Annotated in this window: 14 protein-coding genes; 7 read left to right on the top strand and 7 right to left on the bottom strand. The window is 61.8% G+C overall.

Translation table 11 applies throughout. The features are described from left to right. Nucleotides 1-5: 5 nt before the first annotated feature. The 5 genes from ACE3SE_RS18335 to ACE3SE_RS18315 form a co-directional block, all read right to left on the bottom strand. Complete coding sequence (locus ACE3SE_RS18335; protein WP_045847046.1) at nucleotides 6-386, bottom strand: 5-carboxymethyl-2-hydroxymuconate Delta-isomerase; 381 nt, start codon at nucleotides 384-386, stop codon at nucleotides 6-8. Between the two features lie 61 nt (nucleotides 387-447). Further along, the gene (gene hpaD, locus ACE3SE_RS18330) at nucleotides 448-1,296 is read right to left on the bottom strand and encodes a 3,4-dihydroxyphenylacetate 2,3-dioxygenase (protein ID WP_374557362.1); all 849 of its coding nucleotides are present in this window, start codon (nucleotides 1,294-1,296) and stop codon (nucleotides 448-450) included. A gap of 215 nt (nucleotides 1,297-1,511) precedes the next feature. Further along, nucleotides 1,512-2,972, bottom strand: coding sequence for a 5-carboxymethyl-2-hydroxymuconate semialdehyde dehydrogenase (gene hpaE / locus ACE3SE_RS18325; RefSeq protein WP_131355149.1), 1,461 nt, complete (start codon nucleotides 2,970-2,972; stop codon nucleotides 1,512-1,514). A 220-nt stretch (nucleotides 2,973-3,192) separates the two neighbouring features. Then, a complete protein-coding gene (locus ACE3SE_RS18320) occupies nucleotides 3,193-3,969 on the bottom strand; it encodes a fumarylacetoacetate hydrolase family protein (RefSeq protein WP_062789322.1) in 777 nt (258 codons plus the stop codon). Continuing rightward, complete coding sequence (locus ACE3SE_RS18315) at nucleotides 3,966-4,730, bottom strand: fumarylacetoacetate hydrolase family protein (protein ID WP_374557359.1); 765 nt, start codon at nucleotides 4,728-4,730, stop codon at nucleotides 3,966-3,968. Before ACE3SE_RS18315 ends, ACE3SE_RS18320 begins: the two co-directional genes overlap by 4 nt. 357 nt (nucleotides 4,731-5,087) lie before the next feature. Here ACE3SE_RS18315 and hpaA point away from each other — a divergent pair, with 357 nt between their 5' ends. Next, nucleotides 5,088-5,978, top strand: coding sequence for a 4-hydroxyphenylacetate catabolism regulatory protein HpaA (gene hpaA, locus ACE3SE_RS18310; RefSeq protein WP_374557357.1), 891 nt, complete (start codon nucleotides 5,088-5,090; stop codon nucleotides 5,976-5,978). A 24-nt stretch (nucleotides 5,979-6,002) separates the two neighbouring features. Here the strand turns inward: hpaA and ACE3SE_RS18305 are convergent, their stop codons facing one another. After that, on the bottom strand, nucleotides 6,003-6,953 hold the full coding sequence (locus ACE3SE_RS18305) for a helix-turn-helix domain-containing protein (RefSeq protein WP_374557355.1): 951 nt from the start codon (nucleotides 6,951-6,953) through the stop codon (nucleotides 6,003-6,005). A gap of 547 nt (nucleotides 6,954-7,500) precedes the next feature. Between ACE3SE_RS18305 and ACE3SE_RS18300 the strand changes: the two genes are divergently transcribed. The 5 genes from ACE3SE_RS18300 (at nucleotide 7,501) to ACE3SE_RS18280 (ending at nucleotide 13,465) form a co-directional block, all read left to right on the top strand. Then, entirely contained in the window at nucleotides 7,501-9,000 is a 1,500-nt protein-coding gene (locus ACE3SE_RS18300; RefSeq protein WP_374557353.1) for an aldehyde dehydrogenase family protein, read from the top strand. 141 nt (nucleotides 9,001-9,141) lie between these two features. Beyond that, on the top strand, nucleotides 9,142-10,473 hold the full coding sequence (locus ACE3SE_RS18295) for an aspartate aminotransferase family protein (RefSeq protein WP_045847053.1): 1,332 nt from the start codon (nucleotides 9,142-9,144) through the stop codon (nucleotides 10,471-10,473). A gap of 60 nt (nucleotides 10,474-10,533) precedes the next feature. Then, complete coding sequence (locus tag ACE3SE_RS18290; RefSeq protein ID WP_374557350.1) at nucleotides 10,534-11,238, top strand: helix-turn-helix transcriptional regulator; 705 nt, start codon at nucleotides 10,534-10,536, stop codon at nucleotides 11,236-11,238. A 144-nt stretch (nucleotides 11,239-11,382) separates the two neighbouring features. Beyond that, a complete protein-coding gene (locus ACE3SE_RS18285) occupies nucleotides 11,383-12,894 on the top strand; it encodes an APC family permease (protein WP_374557348.1) in 1,512 nt (503 codons plus the stop codon). Beyond that, nucleotides 12,875-13,465, top strand: a complete 591-nt coding sequence (locus ACE3SE_RS18280) for a DUF3156 family protein (RefSeq protein WP_374557346.1) — start codon at nucleotides 12,875-12,877, stop codon at nucleotides 13,463-13,465. Before ACE3SE_RS18285 ends, ACE3SE_RS18280 begins: the two co-directional genes overlap by 20 nt. A gap of 72 nt (nucleotides 13,466-13,537) precedes the next feature. On the opposite strand, the gene hpaR is transcribed toward ACE3SE_RS18280, so the two are convergent. After that, nucleotides 13,538-14,020 (bottom strand): homoprotocatechuate degradation operon regulator HpaR, encoded by a 483-nt coding sequence (gene hpaR / locus ACE3SE_RS18275; RefSeq protein WP_374557344.1) that lies wholly within the window; start codon nucleotides 14,018-14,020, stop codon nucleotides 13,538-13,540. A gap of 192 nt (nucleotides 14,021-14,212) precedes the next feature. On the opposite strand from hpaR, the gene ACE3SE_RS18270 reads away from it, so the two are divergent. Further along, nucleotides 14,213-15,004, top strand: coding sequence for an SDR family NAD(P)-dependent oxidoreductase (locus ACE3SE_RS18270; RefSeq protein ID WP_374557342.1), 792 nt, complete (start codon nucleotides 14,213-14,215; stop codon nucleotides 15,002-15,004). Nucleotides 15,005-15,024 lie beyond the last annotated feature (20 nt).

The following is a 15,024-nucleotide window of genomic DNA, read 5'->3' as shown; positions in this document are numbered from 1 at the left end:
GCGGTTTATCTGAAGCGCTGATGGACGTTGTTGTGCTTGTAGCTGAGCCTGGCGTCCAGCTCGCTCAGTTCAAAAGTGAGGGCCAGGTAGCGGGCATCGAACAGCGGGGCAAAGTGCTGCTTGATCAGCGCAAACAGGCCCTCGGCGGTGCGCTCGCGTTCTTCAAACGTACGGCCGTGGCCGATTTTCAGGCTCATGTGGACAAAGGCGTAGTCGGCCTCGCCATCGGCCATGCGCCAGGTGTCCAGCCAGATGGCGCGGCTGCGGATGCCCGCCACCGGGTACAGACCGGTGCCAATCAGGTAGGCATGGGCTTTTTCGAACAGGCCGGGCAAGTCGGCCTGCTCGCGGATATTGTCGGTACATTCGACGATGAAATGCGGCATGGAATCCTCCGGGGAAAACTGCCAGCCTGCCGGGGCAGGGCTGGCCGTGTTGGGCAAGCAATCAGACGGGAAGTACCACGTTGATCTGGCCGGTGCCGGAGCTGCCAAAATAAGGCGTGATCACCTCGGCCTTGCCCTGGTATTCGTCCCAGCCCAGCGCGCCCAGCAGCATGGCGGTGTCGTGCATGAAGCCTTCGCCATGACACTTTTCCGCATACTCCGGCAGCATGGCGCAGAAGGTTTTCCAGTCGCCGCGCTGCCACATGTCCACCACTTCGTGGTCGAAGGTTTCAAGGAAGGGGCTCCATACCTTGTGCAGGTATTGCTCGGCCACGCCGTTCTGGGCAAAGCGGTGTGACAGTGAACCGCTGGCGAGGAAGGCCACTTTGCCGTCGTACTGTTCTTCCACCGCCTGACGCATGGCCATGCCCAGCCGGGCGCTGTCGGCCAGGTTGTGCACCGTGCACATGGCGGACACCGACACCACCTTGAAATGCTGGTCGGCATTCATGTAGCGCATCGGCACCAGCGTGCCGTACTCCAGTGCCAGCGTGGTGGCATCGTGTGCGCGGGTGTGTACCCCGGCCTTGGTGGCGGCATCGGCCAGCAACTGGCCCAGCGCCGGATTGCCCGGATAGGCATAGGGCAGGTTCTTGATGAAATGCGGCAGTTCGTTGGAGGTGTAGACCCCTTCAAACGCCGGGGCGCAATTGATGTGGTAGCCGGAGTTCACCAGCCAGTGGGTATCGAACACCACGATGGTGTCCACCCCCAGTTCGCGGCAGCGGCGGCCGATTTCCTTGTGGCCGTCGATGGCGGCCTGACGGCAGCCTTGGTGCTGGCCGGGTAGTTCGGAAAGATACATCGACGGCACATGCGTGATCTTGGCCGCCAGGGCGAGTTGTCCCATGGAGTGTCTCCTTTGTAGTCGTGAGGGCAGTGGGCATTGATGTGTGCCACAGCCAAGAGGCCGGGCGTTCTGTGGCGCCCTGACCATCTGTTGTTTTTCAGCTGCTAACAAAATAGTGCAAGGTCCCTGATGCAAGTCGCGCCGACGCAGACAGCACAAGCAGTACGGCTAGGAGGCGCAACGCCGCAGCAGGGTTTTTGTTAGTGGCGATAAGTTCACAGGCCCCAGCGAGGAATATGGTGGCTGCCCATCGAAATGCAGACGTTCTTGATTTCGGCAAACACCTCGAAGCTGTATTCGCCCCCCTCGCGCCCGGTGCCGGAGGCTTTCACGCCACCAAAGGGCTGGCGCAGGTCGCGCACGTTCTGGCTGTTGATGAACACCATGCCGGCTTCGATGCCACGGGCCAGGCGGTGGGCCTTGCCGATGTCCTGGGTCCAGATATAGGACGCCAGGCCGTATTCCACATCGTTGGCCAGCCGCAGCGCGTCGGCCTCGTCGTCAAACGGCATCAGGCACACCACCGGGCCGAAGATTTCTTCCTGCGCAATGCGCATGCGGTTGTCCACATCGGCAAACACCGTGGGCTGGATGAAGTTGCCACGTGCCAGATGGGCGGGCAGGCCGGCCGGGCGTTCCAGACCACCGGCCACCAGACGGGCGCCTTCTTCCATGCCGATGCGGATATAGCCGGTGACCTTGTCGTAGTGCTGCGGGGTGATCATGGAGCCGACCTGGGTTTTCGGGTCTTGCGGATCACCAACAATCAGGCGCTTGGCGCGCGCGGCGAATTCCTCGACAAACTTGTCGTACACCGGGCGCTGGATGAAGATGCGGCTGCCTGCGGTGCAGCGTTCGCCATTGAGCGAGAAGATGGTGAACAGCGCGGCGTCCAGTGCGCGGTCCAGATCGGCATCGGCAAAAATCAGCACCGGCGACTTGCCGCCCAGCTCCATGGAAAACTTCTTCAGCCCGGCATTCTGCATGATGCGCTTGCCGGTGGCGGTGCCGCCGGTAAACGACACGGCGCGGACATCCGGATGGCGCACCAGCGCATCCCCTGCGGTGGCGCCATAGCCCTGCACCACATTGAACACGCCGGGCGGCACACCGGCTTCCAGCGCCAGACGGCCCAGCTCGTTTGCCGTGAGCGGCGACAGCTCGGACATCTTCAGTACCGCAGTATTGCCCAGCGCCAGGCAGGGCGCGGTTTTCCAGGTGGCAGTCATGAAGGGCACATTCCACGGCGACACCAGGCCGCACACGCCCACCGGCTGGTACAGCGTGTAGTTGAGCATGCTGTCGTCCACCGGGTAGCTGTGGCCGTTCATGCGGGTACACACTTCGGCGAAGAAATCGAAGTTGTGCGAGGCGCGCGGAATCAGCACGTTTTTGGTCTGGTGAATCGGCAGGCCGGTGTCCAGTGTTTCCAGCTCGGCCAGCATGGGCACGTTCTGGTCGATCAGCTCGCCCAGACGGCGCATGATCCTGGCGCGTTCCTTGGCCGGAGTACCTGCCCACTTGGGAAAGGCTTCCTTGGCGGCGGCCACGGCGGCGTTGATTTCGTCGGCACCGCCGGAGGCGACTTCGGTAATCACTTCGCCGGTGGCCGGGTTGACGGTTTCAAAGACTTCTTTGCTCTCGACCTCGCGGCCGTTGATCCAGTGTTTGATCATCTTGTGTTCTCCTGTGCAGGCGCGCCGTCTACCGGGCTGCGCCGGGTAATCGTTCAGCCGATTATTGACAACCCCCTCTCGCTTTCTAAGCAGAAAGCGAGGCGCCCTTCTTCAATTGGCAGGGCAAGGCCAAAGGGATCGGGAATAGATGGAAAGGCTGCGGAATCAATCAGTTTGTTGAAAGGCCCGGCTTTGCCGGGTCCAGTGCAATCTCATCAAATCACTTTGTCAGCAGCCTGTCGGCGTACTGCGCCTCGCTGACAATGTGGTTGACCAGACGGCCCACGCCTTCCACCTCGACAATCACCTCATCGCCCGGCACCACATCAGCCAATCCTTCCGGCGTGCCGGTGGCGATCATGTCGCCGGGGGACAGGGTCATGAAGCTGCTGAGGTAGGCAATCAGATAAGGAATGTCGAACACCATGTCGCTGGTGTTGCCCTGCTGGCGCAGCTCGCCATTCACCCAGGTGCGCAGGGTGAGGCTGGCCGGGTTGGCCACGTCGTCGCGGTCCACCCACCAAGGGCCGATCGGGGTGAGGGTGTCGCGGTTTTTCACCCGCAGATTGGGCCGGTAGTAGTTTTCCAGGTAGTCACGTACGGCGTAGTCATTGCACACGCTGTAGCCGGCCACGTAGTCCATCGCCTGTTCGCGGCTGACGTTCTTGGCGGTTTTGCCGATGATCACCACCAGCTCGCATTCGTAATGCATGTACGTGATGTTGTCCGGGCGAACCGATACCTGCCGGTGGCCGGTGAGGGTGGCCGGTGACTTGAGGAACACCAATGGCTCGGTCGGGGCCTTGAAGGCCAGCTCGGCGGCGTGGTCGGCATAGTTCAGCCCCAGCGCGAACACCGTGCCTTCTGCCGGCGGCAGCCATTCGACCGCCTCTTCGGCAAAGCGGCGGCCATCGGCCAGCTGTACCGAGTGGTCGTCATTCACCAGAACTGCGTGGATGTCTGCCTCACCGGGCAGGCGGATGCGGGCGTGTTTCATTGGGCGCTCTCCTCGGCGATCAGGCGGTTTTCCAGGCGACCGATGCCGTCGATTTCCACCGCCACGGTGTCGCCGGGGCGGATTTCCAGCTGGCGCAGCGGGGTGGCTGGGATGATCACGTCCCCCGGCTGCAAGGTCATGAACTGGCTGAGGGCGGCAATCAGCTGCGGCACGGAGCGCAACCAGTCGCGGCTGTGATGGGTTTCAGCCAGCTCGCCATTCAGGTAACTGCGGATTTCCACGTTCAGCGGGTCGATGGCAGCGGCATCCACCTGCCACGGGCCCATCGGGCAGAAACCGTCGCGGCACTTGGCCTTGACGGCCGGGCGGTAGAAGCTGGTTTCTTCCAGGCTGATTTCATTCACCACGGTGTAGCCAGCCACGACAGCCAGTGCCTGTTCGACTGCCACCTTGCTGGCCACCTTGCCAAGCACCACACCCAGTGCACCACCGGCAAACACCTTGCCCGCCTGGGTGGGCAGGGCAATGGCGCTGCCGTGGCCGGCGTGGGTATTGCGCGGCTTGATGAACAGCACCGGCGTGGCCGGGGCTTTCTGGTAGGGCGGCTGCTGGAATTCGGCTTCCAGCTGTTCCAGCAGGCTGCGGTGGTTCAGTGCCACGCCATACACGGTGCCGCTGGCCGGAGCCAGCCATTGCGGGGAGTCTGCCAGCGGATTGCCGTTGTCCAGCAGCAGCTTGCCATCGGCCAGCGCGGTCACGTGGCGGGCTTGCTGGTTCAGCACGATGCGGCCTTGCTTCATCGGTCTCTTCCTTGTTGTGGTGGTGGACAGCGGGGCTGACCATTTATTTAATATATTAACTTTATACGGGCCTGCTTCCGTCTTTGTCAACGCGCTTTATCTGCTGCAAGCGCTGTTGCTGCCCACTATGCCATGTGGCATGCCGCATTTTCTAAGGAATTAACTGTACTTTTCATGGAATTACTGTGAACGCTGGTTTATTCGTTTTCGCTGGAATACTGCTTGGAAATGCGAGAAAGCCAATCAATACAAAGGGTAGGAGCCGGCTGTGGCTTGCAGCTGGAAAATGCTTGCTGTACAAAAGATGGAAATCAGTCGGCATGTGGCATTTTGCGCACATGACAGCATGGAGCCGCCATGAAGCAGGAAAGCCGTACCCCGATTCCCAATATCGACATCGGCAAGGTGTATGACAGTCGCTATGGTGAGTCGGATATCAATGTGGAAGCCTTTGGCAAGCTGGCGGAGTTTTTTGGCCGCAATATGCCGGTGCACCGGCACGACCGCTTTTTCCAGCTGCATTATCTGGCCAGCGGACAGATACGGCTGTATCTGGAAGATCAGCACTATGTGGCGCAGGCTCCGCTGTTTTTCTTTACCCCACCCACCGTGCCGCATGCCTTCATCACCGAAGCTGATACCGACGGCTATGTGCTGACCGTGCGGCAGGAACTGGCGCGCCAGTTATTGCATACCTTGCCGCTAACGCAGCGCGAGGCAGGGCTGATGCAGCCGTTTTGCGTTGAACTGGCCGACGGGGCTGCTGCACAACAGCTACCACAGCTGCTGGCCTTGCTGGCCGAGGAGTATGGCCATGACGCAGTAGGGCGCGAGGCCGCGCTGCACGGCCTGGTGCAGCTGGTACTGGTGACGGCCTTGCGCCTGAGTGCGCAGGGCGAGCACAGCCGGCAATGCCGCCGCGAGGACTTGCAGGTTTTCCATCGCTTCAATGCCTTGATCGAAGCGCATTTTCGCGAGCACTGGCCGCTGTGGCGCTATGGCGAGGAAATGGGGGTGACCGAGTCGCGGCTGAATGATATTTGCCGGCGCATGGCGGATTTGCCGTCCAAGCGGCTGGTGCATGACCGGCTGTTGCAGGAAGCCAAGCGCTTGTTGATGTATTCCGCCGGGTCGGTAAACGAAATTGCCTATCACCTGGGCTTCAAGGACCCGGCGTATTTTTCCCGCTTCTTCCTGCGTGAAACGGGCAGCAAGCCCAGTGCCTACCGCCTGCAGCATGGAGGGTAGGCAAGACAGTCAGTCTGGCGTGTCTTACTGCAGCAGGCTGCGCTGGCGGGTTTCCGATGGCAGCTCGCAAAACAGCTTGCGGTAGTCGCGGGCAAAATGTCCCAGGTGGTAAAAGCCCCAGTGCCCGGCGGCATCGCGCACGCCCAGCCCGGCATGTTCCGGCGACAGCAGCATGCGCCGTACCGCATTGAGCCGGATTGAGCGCAGGTAATCCACCGGCGTGGTGCCGGCAATCAGCTGGAAGCTGTTTTGCAGGGTGCGTCGGCTGATGCGCAGCTGCTGGCACAGGTCCAGCACGGTCACCGGTTCGTCGCTGCTGGCCAGCACGATGGCCTGACTGCGCCGCACGATGTCACAGTGGGTGGCATGGGTAAGGTTGATGGCGCGCTCCGGCACGCTGCCGTGCAGCAGGTCCAGCAGCAGGCTGATCAGCTGGTGTTGTACCAGCTTCTGGCTGCCGGCAAAGCGCATCAGGTCCGGGTTTTCCACGGCCTGTTCAAACACGCTCAGCAGCAAGTGGCGGGTGTGGGCCAGTTGTTCGGGCGGAATCTGGATTACCGGCTGCCATTGGCGTTTGCTGTTCAGCTGCTGGTAAAACTCCGGTGCCAGTGCGGCCAGGTCTTCATTGCGTACCGACAGCTGGATGGAGTCCACCTCGGCAGGCGCATGCATGATGAATTCTTCATTGCTGCGCAGGGCGGTAATGGCATGACAGCCTACCGCGCGGCCTTGCAGGGTGAGGGGCAGCGGGGCGTGGATGGGAATGGCAAAGTGCACCATGTCGGCTGGCGCGCGGCCGTATTGCACCACGCGCTGGTTGAAAGCTTCGCGGAACACTTCCAGATGGCCGGTGTTCAGGCGGGACAGCGAGCTGTAAAACCGCCCGCCGCTGATCTGGTCGTATACCTGTTGCCAGCCGGGCAAGTGCGCGGCATGGCACTGGGCATCATTGAAATGGCGAACCTCAGCCAGCATGGTGGACCTCCTGATGCATTTCTCCGGTGGCAGCCTGTGGCCCGTCACCTTCTGTTTCTGACGATGTAGATGTCAATCCGGTGCGATGGCGTGTGCTATCGCCCGGCCTCTGCGGGCCATCTTTTCTGTCTGGGCAAGGCAGTGCCATGTCTGCAGCGGACGTCCTGTCTTGCCAGGCCAAGTCCAGACTATATTGGGTCATTTGCCGATGCGCTGCAAAAAATACTTAATATATTATCTATTTGCCTGTCACCATTGCCTGGCAAGGCCTTTTCCAGCCTTGCCAGGCAATGGTTCTGCCGTGTTGGCTGCTGTTTCTTCATTGCAACAAAGCAGTCCGGGAAGCACCGGTTTTACGCCTGGCTGCCCAGCCGGGCAGGCCATGCAGGATTTGCCGATTTGGGATAAGCCCGCCAAAAACTGACGCGTATATTGATCTGCAACAAATCGCGTTGCCGCGGTTGCTGCTTGTCAGCAAATGGTGGCGACAAGGCAAATCAGGTGGCCTGCCTGCTGGCAAGGCCGCCCTGCAAGGAGTGGAGAGAAAATGGATCACAATCGGGTGGATGTTCTGGAGTCGGTGAATGCCTTCCTGCTGCGCGAGCATGGCTTGCTGATGGACGGCAAGATGGTGGCCGCCAAGTCCGGCCAACGCAGCGAGGTGCGTAATCCGGCTACCGGCCAGGTAATTGCCAGTGTGGCCGATGGCAACGAGCAGGATGTGGATGCGGTGGTGGAAAGCGCACACCGTGCCTTCACCGCCGGGGTGTGGTCCGGCCTGCGCCCGGCCGAGCGCGAGCGCATTCTGCTGAAGCTGGCCGATGTGCTGGAAGCGCATGCTGAAGAGCTGGCCCAGCTGGAAACACTGAACCAGGGCAAGTCCATCCATATCTCGCGGGCCATCGAAGTGGGCGCGTCCATCGAGTTTGTCCGTTACATGGCCGGCTGGGCTACCAAGCTGGGTGGCGAAACCATGGACGTGTCGATTCCGGTGCCGTCCGGCACCCGCTACACCGCCTACACCCGCCGCCAGCCGGTGGGCGTGGTGGCCGGCATCGTGCCGTGGAATTTCCCCTTGATGATTGCCATCTGGAAGATGGTGCCGGCCCTGGCCGCCGGGTGTACCGTGGTGCTCAAGCCTTCCACCGAAACTCCGCTCACCGCGCTGCGTCTGGGTGAGCTGGCACTGGAAGCCGGCATTCCGCCTGGCGTGGTGAATGTGCTGACCGGGCGTGGTTCCCGTGCCGGGCAGGCGCTGGCCGGTCACCCGCTGGTGAGCAAGGTATCGTTTACCGGCTCCACCGAAATCGGCAAGACCATCGGCCATACCGCCATCGACAACATGACCCGCTTCTCGCTGGAGCTGGGCGGCAAGAATCCGATGATCATGCTGGGTGATGTGGATGTGGACAAGGCCATCCAGGGCGCGCTGATGGGGGGCTTCCTCAATCAGGGCCAGGTTTGTGCCGCCGCTTCCCGCCTGTATATCCAGCGCAGCAAGTTCAAGCAGATTGTCGAAGGCCTTGCCGCTGCTGCCAACAGCATGACGCTGGGGTGCGGCATGGACCTGAACGCCCAGGTCAACCCGCTGGTGTCAGCCCGCCAGCAGCAGTCGGTGTGCCGGCTTATCGACGCTGCCCGCAGCGAAGGTGCCAGCATTCTGGCCGGCGGCGGCGCGGCCGATCTGCCCGGTTACTTCGTCAAGCCCACCATCATTGTCAACGCCGCCCAGCACAGCACCATCGTGCGCGAGGAGGCATTCGGCCCGGTGCTGGTGGCGCTGCCCTTCGACCATCCCGACGAGGCCATTGCCATGGCCAATGACTCGCGCTATGGCCTGGCTGCCAGCCTGTGGACCAACGACCTGTCCGCCGCCATGAACCTGGTGCCGCGCATCGACGCCGGCACGGTGTGGGTCAACAGCCATATCCCGCTCGACCCCAGCCTGCCGTTTGGCGGCTTCAAGCAATCCGGCATCGGCCGCGAATTTGGTCGCGGTGCGGTGGAAAACTTTACCGAGACCAAGTCGGTCTGCATCGCGCACTGAGTGACTGACAGGCCCCCGATCCTGCGTTGCGCCGCCTTGCTGTACTCCTTGTATTGGCTGCGGCGGCGTGGCGTGACTCAGGTACTTAACCAGGTTTGCTGGCCGCCATCGGCCGCACATATGTCTGCAAAGGAGTAACCCATGTCTTACGACAAGTCCCGTTTCTGGCACCCCATGCTGCACCCGAATGAAATGAAACAGCGTCAGCCCATCCGCATCGTGCGTGGCGATGGCTGTCATGTATTCGACGACCAGGGCCGCAAGCTGGTGGATGGCGTCGCTGGTTTGTGGAACGTCAACGTCGGCCACAACCGCCCGGAAATCAAGCAGGCCATCGTGGAGCAGCTGGACGAGCTGGAATACTTTCAGCTGTTCGACGGCATCTCGCACCCGCGTGCCGAGGAATTGTCCGCCACCCTCATCGACATGCTGAAGCAGGAAGACATGGCGCGGGTCAGCTTCAGTTCCGGCGGTTCGGATGCGGTGGAAACCGCACTCAAGCTGGCCCGTCAGTACTGGCGTGTCAGTGGCCAGCCGGACCGCACCAAGTTCATCTCGCTCAAGCAGGGCTATCACGGCGTGCATTTCGGCGGCGCTTCGGTCAACGGCAATACCGTGTTCCGTCGCAGCTACGAACCGCTGCTGCCCGGCTGCTTCCATGTGGAAACGCCGTGGCTGTACCGCAACCCGTTTACCGAAGATCCGGAAGAACTGGCGCAAATCTGTGCACAGATGCTGGAGCGGGAAATCCTGTTCCAGAGCCCGGACACCGTGGCCGCCTTCATTGCCGAACCCATCCAGGGTGCCGGTGGCGTCATCGTACCGCCCGCCAGCTACTGGCCGCTGATCCGTGCTGTGTGCGACAAGTACGGCGTGCTGCTGATTGCCGATGAAATCGTCACCGGTTTTGGCCGTTCCGGTTCCATGTTCGGCAGCCGCCTGTGGGGCGTGAAGCCGGACATCATGTGCCTGGCCAAGGGCATTTCCTCCGGCTATGTGCCGCTGGGTGCCACCGTGGTGAACCAGCGCGTGGCCGATGCCTTTGCCAAGAACCAGGATTTCGGCGGCGTCATCATGCATGGCTACACCTATGCCGGTCACCCGGTTGCCTGCGCGGCGGCCATTGCCAACCTCAAGATCGTGCGCGAGGAAAACCTGCCGGCCCAGGCCGCCGCACAGGGTGAATACCTGCTGGCCAGGCTCAAACCGTTTGCCGACAAATACGCGGCAGTGGGCGAGGTGCGTGGCAAGGGGCTGATGATTGCGCTGGATCTGGTGCAGGACAAGCACAGCCGCGAGCCTATCGACCCGATGGGCGGCTATGCCAACAAGGTGGCCGAAATCGCGCGCGAAAACGGCGTGCTGGTGCGCCCGGTCGGCACCAAAATCATCCTGTCGCCGCCGCTGGTCATCGGTCAGGCAGAATGCGATGCCATCGTCAGTGCGCTGGCTGCCGGTTTCGAGGCTGCCTGAACCACGTGACGGGAGGGAGCGGGCCAAGCGCCTGCTTCCGCCCATTGCCAGGACATCACCATGACCCATCTGCTGGCTGACGCACCGGTGGCAAAGCCGTTGCAACGTTGTCTGGACGTACTGCAGGATGTATTGCCGCACAGCGCCACTGCCTTTTACCGGGTAGACCGGCAGCAGCAGCCGCATGATTTCGTCTTGCGTCACATGCCGCAAGAGGTGCATCAGCGCTATGTTGCGCGTTACATGGGGCACGACCCGCTGCATCCGGCCAGGCTGGCCCGCCAGCCGCTGGATGTGGTGACGCTGGGCCGCGCCTTGCCAGACGAGCTACGTGCCACATCGCGCTATGCACCGTTTCTGGCCAGCAACCGGCTGGTGGATGTGGCGGAAATCCTGCTGCGGCGGCAGGGGCGGGTGGTTGCCGCTTTCTCCCTGTTGCGGCAAGGGCGGATGCCCGGTTTTGGCGACGACGAACTGCGTGTGCTGCATGGCTTGCATGACCTGCTGGACATGGCGCTGGACAGCACGCTGAGCCAGCCTTGCCCGGACCCCGCCATCGTGCTGACCGAGCGCGAGCAGGCAGTGGCCATGCTGTTGTCTACCGGTGCCTGCAACAAGACCATTGCCCGCGAGCTGAACATGGGGCTCGCCACGGTCAAAACCCATTTATTGCACCTGTTTCGCAAGTTTGATGTGAGTAGTCGTACCGCGCTGGCGCATGCGCTGTTTGTCCGGCAACAAGCCGAACAGCACTTGCGGCAGTGACGGTTTCGTCCGGGACAGCCATAAAAAGAAGCGCGCCCGGTTATTAGCATGATGGGGAAGGTGTACTGATGCGCCACAGACAGGTAGCAAGCCTGCTGCAGTGCCTCCCTGCCATGGTTAGCGAGTCTTCAGGAGGAAAACAGCATGTCGATAGAGAAGAAACTGACCCGGCACCTGCAGCAAGGGGTGGTGGGTTTTCCGGTGGCGCTGGCCAGTTCGGTCGGCGTGGTGATGGCCAGCCCGGTCATCCTTACCGTTACCAGCGGTTTTGGCATGGCGGGCAGCACCTTTGCCCTGGCCATGCTGATTGCCTTCATCATGATGCAGGCGCAGGCCACCACCTTTGCCGAAGCGGCCTCGATGATGCCGACGTCCGGTGCTGTCTACGATTACATATCCTGCGGGCTGGGGCGCTTCTGGGCGATTACCGGCACCATTTCCGCTTATCTGCTGGTGCATGTGTTTGCCGGTACGGCGGAAACCATCCTGTCCGGCATCATGGCGCTGGTGAACTTTGAACACCTCAACACCATGCTGGAGCACAGTGGTACTTCCTGGATGGTGGGGGTGGGGCTGGTGGTGCTGTTCGGCATCCTCAATGCGCTGGGCGTCACCATTTTCGGCAAGGCTGAAATCGTGCTGACCTTCGTGATGTGGGCCACGCTTACCGTGTTCGGCATCATCGGCCTCATCAAGGCCCCGGCCGTGTCGCTGCAAGGCTGGTTCGGCAGCCCGCTGGACCTGAGCGACGCCAGTGGTGTACTCAGCCTGATCGGCATGGCCATGTTCATGTTTGTCGGTTTCGAGCTGGTGACCCCGCTGGCCCCGGAGCTGAAAAACGCCGGTCGCAATATTCCGCGTGCGGCCAAGCTGGGCCTGACCGGCGTGGCCGTCACCATGGCCATCTACGGTGCGGCCATGGTGCATCAGGTGGCCAATGTGGCGATGGACCCGAAAAATCCCGCCGGCCCGCATTTGCTGGATACCCCGATGGCGATTCCGGCCTTTGCCGATCAGGTGATGGGCCCCTTCGGCAAGATCTGGCTGGGTATCGGCCTGCTGTTTGCCGGTGCGGCCACCATCAATACCCTGATTGCTGCGCTGCCGCGCATCCTGTACGGCATGGCGGTGGATGGTGCGCTGCCCAAGGCGTTTACCTATCTGCACCCGCGTTTCAAGACGCCGCTGGTGGGCATTCTGGTGGCGGTGGTCATTCCCTGCGTCCATGCCTGGTTCATCCAGGGTGATCTGGACCGCATCATGCCGCTGGTGCTGGCGGCGGTGTGCGCCTGGGGTGTGGCTTATCTGCTGGTGAATCTGGCCATTGTCCGTCTGCGCTTCACCCGGCCGGATTTCCCGCGGGCCTATCGCTCGCCCTGGTTCCCGCTGCCGCAGATCGTGTCTTCGGTGGGCATCCTGATTGCCATCTGGTACATCACTCCACCGGGCATGCATCCGCGCGACATCTATCTGCCCTTTGGCATCATGCTGGGTCTGACTGCGCTGTATGCACTGGTGTGGACCGTGTTTGTCCAGAAGGTGAACCCCTTCCGTGCCGTGGCCATAGAAGACATTCTGGCCGAGGAGTTCGGCAAGGTGGGCGGCCATGCTTCCCTGATTGACGAGGAGCTCAAGCGTGTTGCCTCTGGTGCTTGAGCGACTGTGGCAAGCGCGCCAGCCACGGGCTTACCGGCCGGGGGCAACCCTGGCCAGGCTGGCGCAGGACCTGAACGGGCTGGAAGTGGTCGGTGCGGAAGAGGGCTGTCCGGCATACCGCTTGCCTGCTGCGGACTGGTTTTTCCGGGTGGAGGAGCGGGTGGAAAGCCAGTTCCTGCTGCATACCGTCAGCTGCTGCTTTGTACTGGCACTGCCTGGTACTGCGCCATCCCGTCCGTCCCGGCTGCAACTGCAACACCGCGGCAACTGGCAGCGCAGCGGTTTTGCCTGTCTGCGCCGCGAGGGGGATGGTGCAGCGCTGGCGGGCCTGATGGCCTTGTTGCAGCAGGACCGCGACTTGCACACCGCGCTGATGCCGCTGGATTTCAAGCGTTGTGAACTGATTGCGGATGAGCAGGGCTGGCGGCTGGAAGTCGAGCATTTTGCCGCCAGTGAAGTGGTGGGCAGCTTCCCGCCTTTTCGCCGCTATATCCGGCTGTTGTCCACACAGAAGCTGGCCTTGCTGGCGGTAATGGCGGCGGTGCGGCGAGTGGTGACCAGTGCGGGCTGATTTTCATGCGCTAAAACAATACACAACAGGCCCCGGCATTACGCCGGGGCCTGTTGCATTCTGTCTCTGGTGTCAGCGGTCCGCTTCGGTCAGCAGCGGCTTGTCCTCGGTCAGTGCCACGGGGGCTGGCAGTTGCTCCAGTTCGTTCAGCAGGCTGATTAGCAGCTCCAGTTTTTCCTCGCCAAAATGCGCTTCTATCTGCCGGTAGCAGGCATTGGACAGCGGCGCGACTTCACGGGTCAAGCGACGGCCTTCCCTGGACAAGGACACGATCAGCCGACGGCTATCCACCTTGTCACGGCTGCGGTGAATCAGGCCGGCCTTTTCCATGCGCACCAGAATACCGGTGAGGCTGGGGGACAGGATGCAGGCCAGGTCGGCAATCACCCCGGCTTCCATTTCGCCGCGGTCATCCAGCAGGCGCAGAATGCGCCATTGCTGTTCGGTCAGGCCCACACTGTTGAGCAAGGGGCGAAAGTAAGCCATGACGGCTTCACGGGCGCGCAGCAAGTGCTGCGGCAGGCGGTGCTGGTGTTGTGCGCTGGAAGTTGGCATGCGATTCAGGATGGCGGATCAATGTGATTAATATCTTAACATTCTGAGCGCCTGTTCCCAAGTCGCCATCTGCCATTTGCCCGGCACCATGTGGGCCACATGCAGAGGCGGCTCCTCCATCTGGTGGATGGGGGAAGATGGCTGGTCTGCCTACACTGTGCTTTCCCGTTCTTATTTCAGGAAGGAAAGCAGATGGCAGCTCAAGCCAAAACCGTGGTGATTACCGGTGCCGGCAGTGGCATAGGCGCAGCTTGCGCCGCATTGCTGGCAGCCGACGGCGTGCAGCTGGTGTTGATTGGCCGTCGTGCGGCACCCGTGCAGCAGCTGGCCGCCCAATACGGTGCGCTGGCACTGGCGGGCGATGCAGCGGACAGCAGGCTTTGGCCGGACTGGCTGGCACAAATCCACCAGCGCTTTGGCACGGTGACTGGCCTGCTGTGTTGTGCCGGTGGCCTTGGCATGGGCAGTGCGCTGGATACGGACGATGCCGCGTGGCAGGCCGCCATGCGTGTCAATCTGGATACCGCTTTTGTTGCCGCACGGGCATGCCTGCCGGATTTGATCGCCAGCCGGGGTGCCATGGTGTTGCTGGCTTCGATTGCCTCACTGGCCGCCGGGCCCGAAGTGTGTGGCTATACCACCGCCAAGCATGCGCTGATTGGCCTCACCCGTTCGCTGGCGCGTGATTACGGCCCGCACGGGGTAAGGGTGAACGCGGTCTGCCCCGGCTGGGTGAAAACGCCGATGGCGGATGAAGAAATGCAGCCGTTGATGCAACAGTATGGCGGCAGCCTGGATGAGGCCTATGCCCGGGTGACGGCGGATGTTCCCTTGCGCCGGGCTGCCGCACCGGAGGAAATCGCCAGCATCTGTCGCTTCCTGCTGTCGGAGCAGGCCAGCATCATCACCGGCGCGGCCATTGTGGCTGATGGCGGCTCCAGCATTGTCGATGTGCCTACCCTGGCTTTCAACGCACTATCCTGAGTACAGTTGCAATTGGATTC

The organism is Aquitalea pelogenes, from assembly GCF_041914625.1.
Taxonomy (GTDB): domain Bacteria; phylum Pseudomonadota; class Gammaproteobacteria; order Burkholderiales; family Chromobacteriaceae; genus Aquitalea; species Aquitalea pelogenes.
The sequence above is the reverse complement of the archived record's forward strand: the minus strand, read 5'-3'. Positions and strand labels throughout refer to the sequence as shown.

What these genes read in the sequence shown, in the direction of transcription:
- ACE3SE_RS18285 (WP_374557348.1), top strand. Translation starts at nt 11,383, where the DNA reads ATGTCGATAGAGAAGAAACTGACCCGGCACCTGCAGCAAGGGGTGGTG.
- hpaE (WP_131355149.1), bottom strand. Translation starts at nt 2,972, where the DNA reads ATGATCAAACACTGGATCAACGGCCGCGAGGTCGAGAGCAAAGAAGTC.
- ACE3SE_RS18295 (WP_045847053.1), top strand. Translation starts at nt 9,142, where the DNA reads ATGTCTTACGACAAGTCCCGTTTCTGGCACCCCATGCTGCACCCGAAT.
- ACE3SE_RS18315 (WP_374557359.1), bottom strand. Translation starts at nt 4,730, where the DNA reads ATGAAGCAAGGCCGCATCGTGCTGAACCAGCAAGCCCGCCACGTGACC.
- ACE3SE_RS18320 (WP_062789322.1), bottom strand. Translation starts at nt 3,969, where the DNA reads ATGAAACACGCCCGCATCCGCCTGCCCGGTGAGGCAGACATCCACGCA.
- hpaR (WP_374557344.1), bottom strand. Translation starts at nt 14,020, where the DNA reads ATGCCAACTTCCAGCGCACAACACCAGCACCGCCTGCCGCAGCACTTG.
- hpaD (WP_374557362.1), bottom strand. Translation starts at nt 1,296, where the DNA reads ATGGGACAACTCGCCCTGGCGGCCAAGATCACGCATGTGCCGTCGATG.
- ACE3SE_RS18335 (WP_045847046.1), bottom strand. Translation starts at nt 386, where the DNA reads ATGCCGCATTTCATCGTCGAATGTACCGACAATATCCGCGAGCAGGCC.
- ACE3SE_RS18300 (WP_374557353.1), top strand. Translation starts at nt 7,501, where the DNA reads ATGGATCACAATCGGGTGGATGTTCTGGAGTCGGTGAATGCCTTCCTG.
- ACE3SE_RS18270 (WP_374557342.1), top strand. Translation starts at nt 14,213, where the DNA reads ATGGCAGCTCAAGCCAAAACCGTGGTGATTACCGGTGCCGGCAGTGGC.
- ACE3SE_RS18305 (WP_374557355.1), bottom strand. Translation starts at nt 6,953, where the DNA reads ATGCTGGCTGAGGTTCGCCATTTCAATGATGCCCAGTGCCATGCCGCG.
- ACE3SE_RS18290 (WP_374557350.1), top strand. Translation starts at nt 10,534, where the DNA reads ATGACCCATCTGCTGGCTGACGCACCGGTGGCAAAGCCGTTGCAACGT.
- hpaA (WP_374557357.1), top strand. Translation starts at nt 5,088, where the DNA reads ATGAAGCAGGAAAGCCGTACCCCGATTCCCAATATCGACATCGGCAAG.